Source organism: Kitasatospora putterlickiae, assembly GCF_039527695.1.
Classification (GTDB): domain Bacteria; phylum Actinomycetota; class Actinomycetes; order Streptomycetales; family Streptomycetaceae; genus Kitasatospora; species Kitasatospora putterlickiae.
The window spans coordinates 938-7,134 of record NZ_BAAAKJ010000431.1 but is presented as its reverse complement, the minus strand read 5'-3'; the positions used below and the strand labels follow the sequence as shown (position 1 = coordinate 7,134).

Below are 6,197 nucleotides of genomic sequence, written 5' to 3'. Positions count from 1 at the left end.
CCCGTCCTGGCCGCCGCCGAGGCCGCCAAGGCCGCCCAGGCTCCGGCCCCGGTCGCCGCCGCTCCGGCCGCCGCGCCGAAGGCCGCCGCCGCGCCGTCCGCCCTGCGCGGCCAGACGGTCAAGATGACCCGCATGCGCAAGGTCATCGGCGACAACATGATGAAGGCCCTGCACGAGCAGGCGCAGCTCACCAGCGTGGTCGAGGTGGACGTCACCAAGATCATGTCGCTGCGCGCCAAGGCCAAGGACGGCTTCCTCGCCCGCGAGGGCGTCAAGCTCTCCCCGATGCCGTTCTTCGTCAAGGCCGCCGCCCAGGCGCTGAAGTCCCACGCGGTCGTCAACGCCCGGATCAACGACGCCGAGGGCACCATCACCTACTTCGACACCGAGAACATCGGTATCGCGGTGGACTCGGAGAAGGGTCTGATGACCCCGGTCATCAAGGGTGCGGGCGACCTCAACATCGCCGGCATCTCCAAGAAGACCGCCGAGCTGGCCGGCAAGGTGCGCGACAGCAAGATCACCCCGGACGAGCTGTCCGGTGCGACCTTCACCATCAGCAACACCGGTTCGCGCGGTGCGCTGTTCGACACCGTCATCGTGCCGCCGAACCAGGCCGCGATCCTGGGCATCGGCGCCACGGTCAAGCGCCCGGTGGTCATCGAGGCCGACGGCGGCACCGCCATCGGCATCCGCGACATGACCTACCTGTCGCTCTCCTACGACCACCGCCTGGTGGACGGCGCCGACGCCGCCCGCTACCTGGTGGCGGTCAAGGAGATCCTGGAGGCCGGCGAGTTCGAGGTCGAGCTCGGCCTGTAAGGCCCCGGGAGTCCGCTCCTCGGCACCGGAACCCCGCACCGTCCCCGGACGGCGCGGGGTTCCGCGCGTCCGGGGACGGTTCCGGCGGCCTCGGCGGGGGCTTCACGCCGTTCCGGGTTTTTCGCGCGGTTCCGGGTGATTCACCCGTTCTTCGCATGCGCGCGTGCGGCTGAACAGGGATGCTGGAGCGGTGATGGACGAGACCGACTTCTGGCTGATCATCGACGAGACCCGGGAGGCCGCCGAGGGCGACCCCGACGAGCAGGCGGACCGCCTGGTGGAACGGCTCGGGGAGCTGGCCCCGGACGATGTGATCGACTTCGCCCGGCTCTTCGAGGCCCGCTTCCAGCGCGCGTACCGCCACGACCTGTGGGGCGCGGCGTACCTGCTGCTGGGCGGCGCCTCCGATGACTCCTTCGACTACTTCCGGTGCTGGCTGATCGGCCAGGGCCGGGAGGTCTTCGAGGGCGGCCTGCACGAGCCGGACGACCTGGCGGACCTGCTGCCGGAGTTCGACGAGGAGGAGGACGGCGAGGCCGAGGACCTCGGCTACGCCGCCGATGAGGCGTACGAGCAGCTGACCGGGCTGCCGCTGCCCGAGGTGGGCGGGCGGCAGCCCGCGCGGCCGTCCGGGGCCGGCTTCGACTTCGACGACCCGGACGTGATGGCGAAACGGTTCCCCAAGCTCTGGGAGCGGTACGGGGAGTGAGCACGGCCCGGCCTCGCACCCGGCCGGGGCTCAGGTGTTGGAGTCGTCCGCCGCGCTGGTGTCCTGCTTGACGCCCTTGAGGATCTGGTCCAGCACCGAGGGGTCGGGCGCGCCCGCGGCGTCGTCCACCCCGCCCTCGAAGGCCACGTAGCCACCGCCCTTGGCCGGGACGGCGACCAACAGGATGTAGCCCTTGCCGCCGTCCGCGGTCACCACGTGCCAGCGCACCGCGTAGCCGGAGATGCCGGCGACCGTGGTGCTGGACGAGCCCGCGTCGGTGTGCGAGGTGATGTCGTTGAAGATCGCCGCCGCGTAGGCGGGCATCGCCGCCTCGGCCGCCGCGCGGGCGGTGCTGCCGGAGATGGTGTCCTTCTCGACCGAGAACTGGCCGCGGATGCAGTTGCCGCCGCCGGGGCAGGTGTACTGGCCGGTGCCGAGGAAGACCGTCGAGTGCGTTCCGCTGGTGTTCGCCTCCCAGCCCTCGAACACCGGCACGGTGATGGCGTGCTGCGGGTCCGCCACGGTGTCCTTGACCACCGGGCTCGGGCGCGGCGCCGTGGTGGGCGGCGGCGAGACCGGCCTGGTCGTGGTCGTGGTCGGGGCCGGGGCGGTCGGGCTCGGGGTGTCGGTGACGGTGACCGTGGTCACCGGCGGGGTCGGATTGGCGGACGGCCCGTCACCCCCGCTGTTGAGCGCGATGGCGGCGACCACGCCGACCACGGCCAGGACCGCGACCCCGATGCCGACGGCCGTGCCGGTCTTCATCCGGTTCGGCCGGGACGGCGGCGGGAAGGCGTCCGGCGGATAGCCGTAGGCCGGCGGGTTCTGCGCCGGGTATCCGTACCCGGGCTGCCCCTGCTGCGGGGCGCCGTAGCCGTAGGAGGGCGGCGGGGGCGCGGCGGGCTGTCCGGGGTTCTGCCAGGAGACCTGCGTCGGGGCGTCGGCGATCTGGCCGCCGCCCGCCTGGACGGGCCGCACGTCACTGGTCCAGGCCGTGCCGTCCCACCAGCGCTCGTGGCCGGCCGTGCCGTCCGCACCCGGAACCGGGTACCACCCGGGAGGCGTCGAGTTGCTCACGGCATGACCGTACCCGGCCGGGTGACGCTCGATACAGGCCGGGTCTGTCACGACTCTGCACCACCCGTGTACCGACCCTGACACCTCGTCAGCGCGGCACCCGGGGCGGGCTCAGTCGGTGAGCCGGCGGGCCATCCAGATGTCGTCGACGTACTCGCCCTCGATCAGGAACTCCTCGGTGAGCGAACCCTCGGCCACGAAGCCGCAGCGCGCGTAGAGGGCGCGGGCCGGGGCGTTGTGGGCGAGCACCCGCAGGGTGATCCGGCGGGCGCCCTGAGCGCGGGCCACCCGGCAGGCCTCCTCGACCAGCGCGACGCCGATGCCCCGGCCGCGCACCGAGGTGTCGACGGCGAGGCCCTGGATCTGGCGCACGTGCTGGTTGCTGGCCAGCGGGGTCGGCGGGGCGACCCGGATGTAACCGACGATCCGGCCGTCGAGCAGGGCGAGGTGGAACTGGTCCGGGGTGTGGCGCTCGTCGAACACCCCCGCGTCCTCGGCGGGCCTCGGGGCGACCTCGGCCAGCGGGGTCCAGGTGGTGCGGTTGAGGACGGCGAGCTCCTTCTCGTCGTCGGCGTGGGCGGGGCGGATGATCAGATCGTCGGTTTCGCGCATGCGCGGCATGCTAACCACGCCCGGCGCGGACGTACACGGAATTACCCGGCGCCGGGCGGAGCGGGCGCTCCCGGCCGCTCGGGGTCCCGGCTGCGAGGATGGGCGCATGAGAATCGCGGTCACAGGATCCACGGGACTGATCGGCTCGGCGCTCGTCGACTCGCTGCTGACGGACGGGCACCAGGTGGTGCGGCTGGTGCGGCACCGCTCGAAGACCGGGCCGCGGCCGGACGGCACCACCGCCATCGGCTGGAACCCGCTGCTGGGCCAGGTCGACCGGGCCGGGCTGGCCGACGTCGACGCGGTGGTGCACCTCGCGGGCGCCGGGGTCGGCGACCGGCGCTGGAGCGAGGGCTACAAGCGGGAGATCCGGGAGAGCCGGGTGCTCGGCACCGAGACCCTGGCCGTCGCGCTGGCGGGGCTGGACGAACCGCCGAAGGTCCTCGTCAGCGCCTCGGCCGTCGGCTACTACGGCCAGACCGGGGACCGGGTGATCGACGAGTCCTCGCCCGCCGGGGACGACTTCCTGGCCGGGGTCTGCGTGGAGTGGGAGGCCGCCGCCGGACCGGCCGAACGGGCCGGCGTCCGGGTCGTCCACCCGCGCACCGGGCTGGTGCTCTCCGCGGCCGGCGGCGCGGGCGGGCGGCTCTTCCCGCTGTTCCGGCTGGGCCTCGGCGGCCGGCTCGGCGACGGCCGGCAGTACTGGAGCTTCATCTCGCTCGCCGACGAGGTCGCCGCGCTGCGCTTCCTGATCGACCGGGAGGACATGAGCGGGCCGGTCAACCTGACCGCGCCGGAGCCGGTGACCAACGCCGGGCTGACGACGGCGCTCGGGCGGGCGTTGCACCGGCCGACGCCGTTCCCGGTGCCGAAGGCCGTTCTGGACGCGGTCCTGGGCGAGTTGGCGGTCGAGGTGGTCGGCAGTCACCGGGTGGTGCCGCGCCGGCTGCTGGACGCGGGCTTCCGGTTCGAGCACCCGGACGTCGACTCGGCGGTGCGGGCGGCGCTCTGAGCACGGGTCGGCCCGCCCTGGGTCGGCCACGGGGCCCCACGGGGTCCCGGGGTCGGGCGCGCGGTCGCGCCCGACCCCGCCGCGTAGACCGGGTACGACGTTCACCCTGGCCAGGGGCATATGCCGGGGGGAGGGCGGGCGCAGCCGGGCAGCCGCGTCGGGGGTCCTTCGAGCGCTTCGGGAGGGGCTCTGAGAGGGGGCGCACGGGAGCACGTGGTGGGCGCGTTACGCGCCCCCGGTGACCGTGCGCGCCCGCCGGGCCGGAATCGCGGCCGGATCGGCGCACAGTCCGTGACGGCGCACCCACTGGATGCGATCACTCCCCTTTCCGGCCTCGGAATCGGGCCCGGCGCGCCTGTCTGACCCTCGCACTGACGGGGCATCACACCGGTCGGACCGTGTCCCAGCACCCCGCTGCCTGCGCCGGCCCGAAACATCCGGGACCAGGGAGGGAGCCACCCGTGCCCACGTACGACTTCATCCGCCGCACCCGCCGACAGTCCGACCCGGACGTCATCGTGGTGGGAGCCGGCCTCGCAGGCCTCGCCACCGCCCGCGAGCTCACCGGCCACGGCCTCGCCGTCCAGGTCCTGGAGGCCGCGGACCTCGTCGGAGGCCGCGCCGCCGCCCAGGAGCTGGACGGCTTCCGCCTCGACCACGGCAGCCATCTGCTGAACACCGCCTTCCCCGAGCCGGGCCGCGTGCTCGACCTCGACCGCCTCGACCTGCGCCCGCTCGCCCCGGGCGTCCTGGTGCACAACGGCGGGCGCCGGTACCGGGTCGGGGACCCGCAGCTGACCACCGCCCGGCAGGCCACCGCCCGGGCACCACTGGGCAGCCCGCTGGACAAGGCGCGCCTCGGCGGCTGGCTCAACCGGCTCGCCGCCACCCCGCCCGCCCGGCTGATCGCCCGGCCGGAGACCACCGCCGCGCGGGCCCTCGGCGAACGCGGGCTCGCCCCGCGCACCGTCGACGGCCTGCTGCGCCCGCTGCTCAGCGCCCTGCTCAGCGACCCCGCGCTCGGCACCAGCAGCCGGGTCGCCGACCTGGTGCTGCGCTGCTACGCGCGCGGCCGGCTCTGTCTGCCCGCCGGGGGGATCGCGGCCGTGCCGGCCCAACTGGCCGCCGCCCTGCCCCCCGGCACCGTCCGCACCGGCGTGCGGGTGGTCTCGATCGCGGCCGACGGCGTGGAGACCGCCCAGCACGGGCGGATCGGCGCGCAGGCCGTGGTCGTCGCGACCGACCCCCGCTCCGCCGCCGAGCTGCTGCCCGGCCTGCGGCTGCCCGGCTTCCACCCCGTCACCACCTTCTACCACGCGGCCGACCGGGCCCCACTGGGCGAGGCCGCCCTGCTGCTGGACGGCGACCGGCCGGGCGGACAGCCGTCGCTGGTCTCGCACTCGCTGGTGCTCAGCGAGCTGCACCCCTCGTACGCCCCGCCCGGGCAGGCGCTGATCGCCACCACCGTGCTCGGCCGCCGCACCTTCGACGCCGGCGGGCCGGCCGCGCTGGAGCCGGCCGTGCGCGAACGGCTGGCGGAGCTGTACGGCGCTCCGGTCGGCGGCTGGCGGTTCCTGAGCGTGCGGCACCTGCCGGACGCGGTACCCGCCATGCCGCCGCCGCACAACACCCGGCGGCCGGTGCGGCTGCTGGCCGGGCTGTACGTCTGCGGCGACCACCGGGACACCAGCAGCGTGCAGGGGGCGCTGGTCTCCGGGCGGCGCGCGGCCGAGGCCGTGGCGCGTGACCTCGGGCTGCCGGCCACCACGCGGGAGGCGGCGGCCGCCTGACGACCCGCACGGGGCGCGGGGTCCGTCACGGGTCCGGCTGCCGGACCGGTGACGGGCCGGTGACGGACCGCGCGCCACTCCGCCGGGACGACCGCTGATCGACGTCGTGGTGATCACCACGATCGAGGTGGACGCCGGCCACCTGCCGTCCTCGACCGCGGCGGCCCTGGTCTGC

At 74.9% G+C, this 6,197-nt stretch carries 6 protein-coding genes; 4 read left to right on the top strand and 2 right to left on the bottom strand.

Translation table 11 applies throughout. The annotated features are described in order from the left end of the window. Both ABD308_RS35485 and ABD308_RS35480 read left to right on the top strand, forming a co-directional pair. Positions 1-822, top strand: an 822-nt coding sequence (locus ABD308_RS35485) for a 2-oxo acid dehydrogenase subunit E2 (protein ID WP_344344165.1), incomplete at its 5' end; no start/stop codon positions are given. Between the two features lie 193 nt (positions 823-1,015). Beyond that, entirely contained in the window at positions 1,016-1,531 is a 516-nt protein-coding gene (locus ABD308_RS35480; protein WP_344344163.1) for a DUF4240 domain-containing protein, read from the top strand. Positions 1,532-1,561: 30 nt separating this feature from the next. Here ABD308_RS35480 and ABD308_RS35475 read toward each other — a convergent pair whose 3' ends face one another. Both ABD308_RS35475 and ABD308_RS35470 read right to left on the bottom strand, forming a co-directional pair. Next, positions 1,562-2,608 carry a DUF2510 domain-containing protein gene (locus ABD308_RS35475; protein WP_344344161.1) on the bottom strand — a complete coding sequence of 349 codons (1,047 nt, stop codon included), beginning with the start codon at positions 2,606-2,608 and terminating at the stop codon, positions 1,562-1,564. A 111-nt stretch (positions 2,609-2,719) separates the two neighbouring features. Then, the gene (locus tag ABD308_RS35470) at positions 2,720-3,220 is read right to left on the bottom strand and encodes a GNAT family N-acetyltransferase (protein ID WP_344344159.1); all 501 of its coding nucleotides are present in this window, start codon (positions 3,218-3,220) and stop codon (positions 2,720-2,722) included. A gap of 106 nt (positions 3,221-3,326) precedes the next feature. Between ABD308_RS35470 and ABD308_RS35465 the strand changes: the two genes are divergently transcribed. Both ABD308_RS35465 and ABD308_RS35460 read left to right on the top strand, forming a co-directional pair. Then, positions 3,327-4,232: a TIGR01777 family oxidoreductase gene (locus ABD308_RS35465; protein ID WP_344344157.1), complete on the top strand. Its 906-nt coding sequence runs from the start codon at positions 3,327-3,329 to the stop codon at positions 4,230-4,232. Positions 4,233-4,693: 461 nt separating this feature from the next. Then, a complete protein-coding gene (locus tag ABD308_RS35460) occupies positions 4,694-6,022 on the top strand; it encodes an NAD(P)/FAD-dependent oxidoreductase (RefSeq protein WP_344344155.1) in 1,329 nt (442 codons plus the stop codon). Positions 6,023-6,197: the final 175 nt, after the last annotated feature.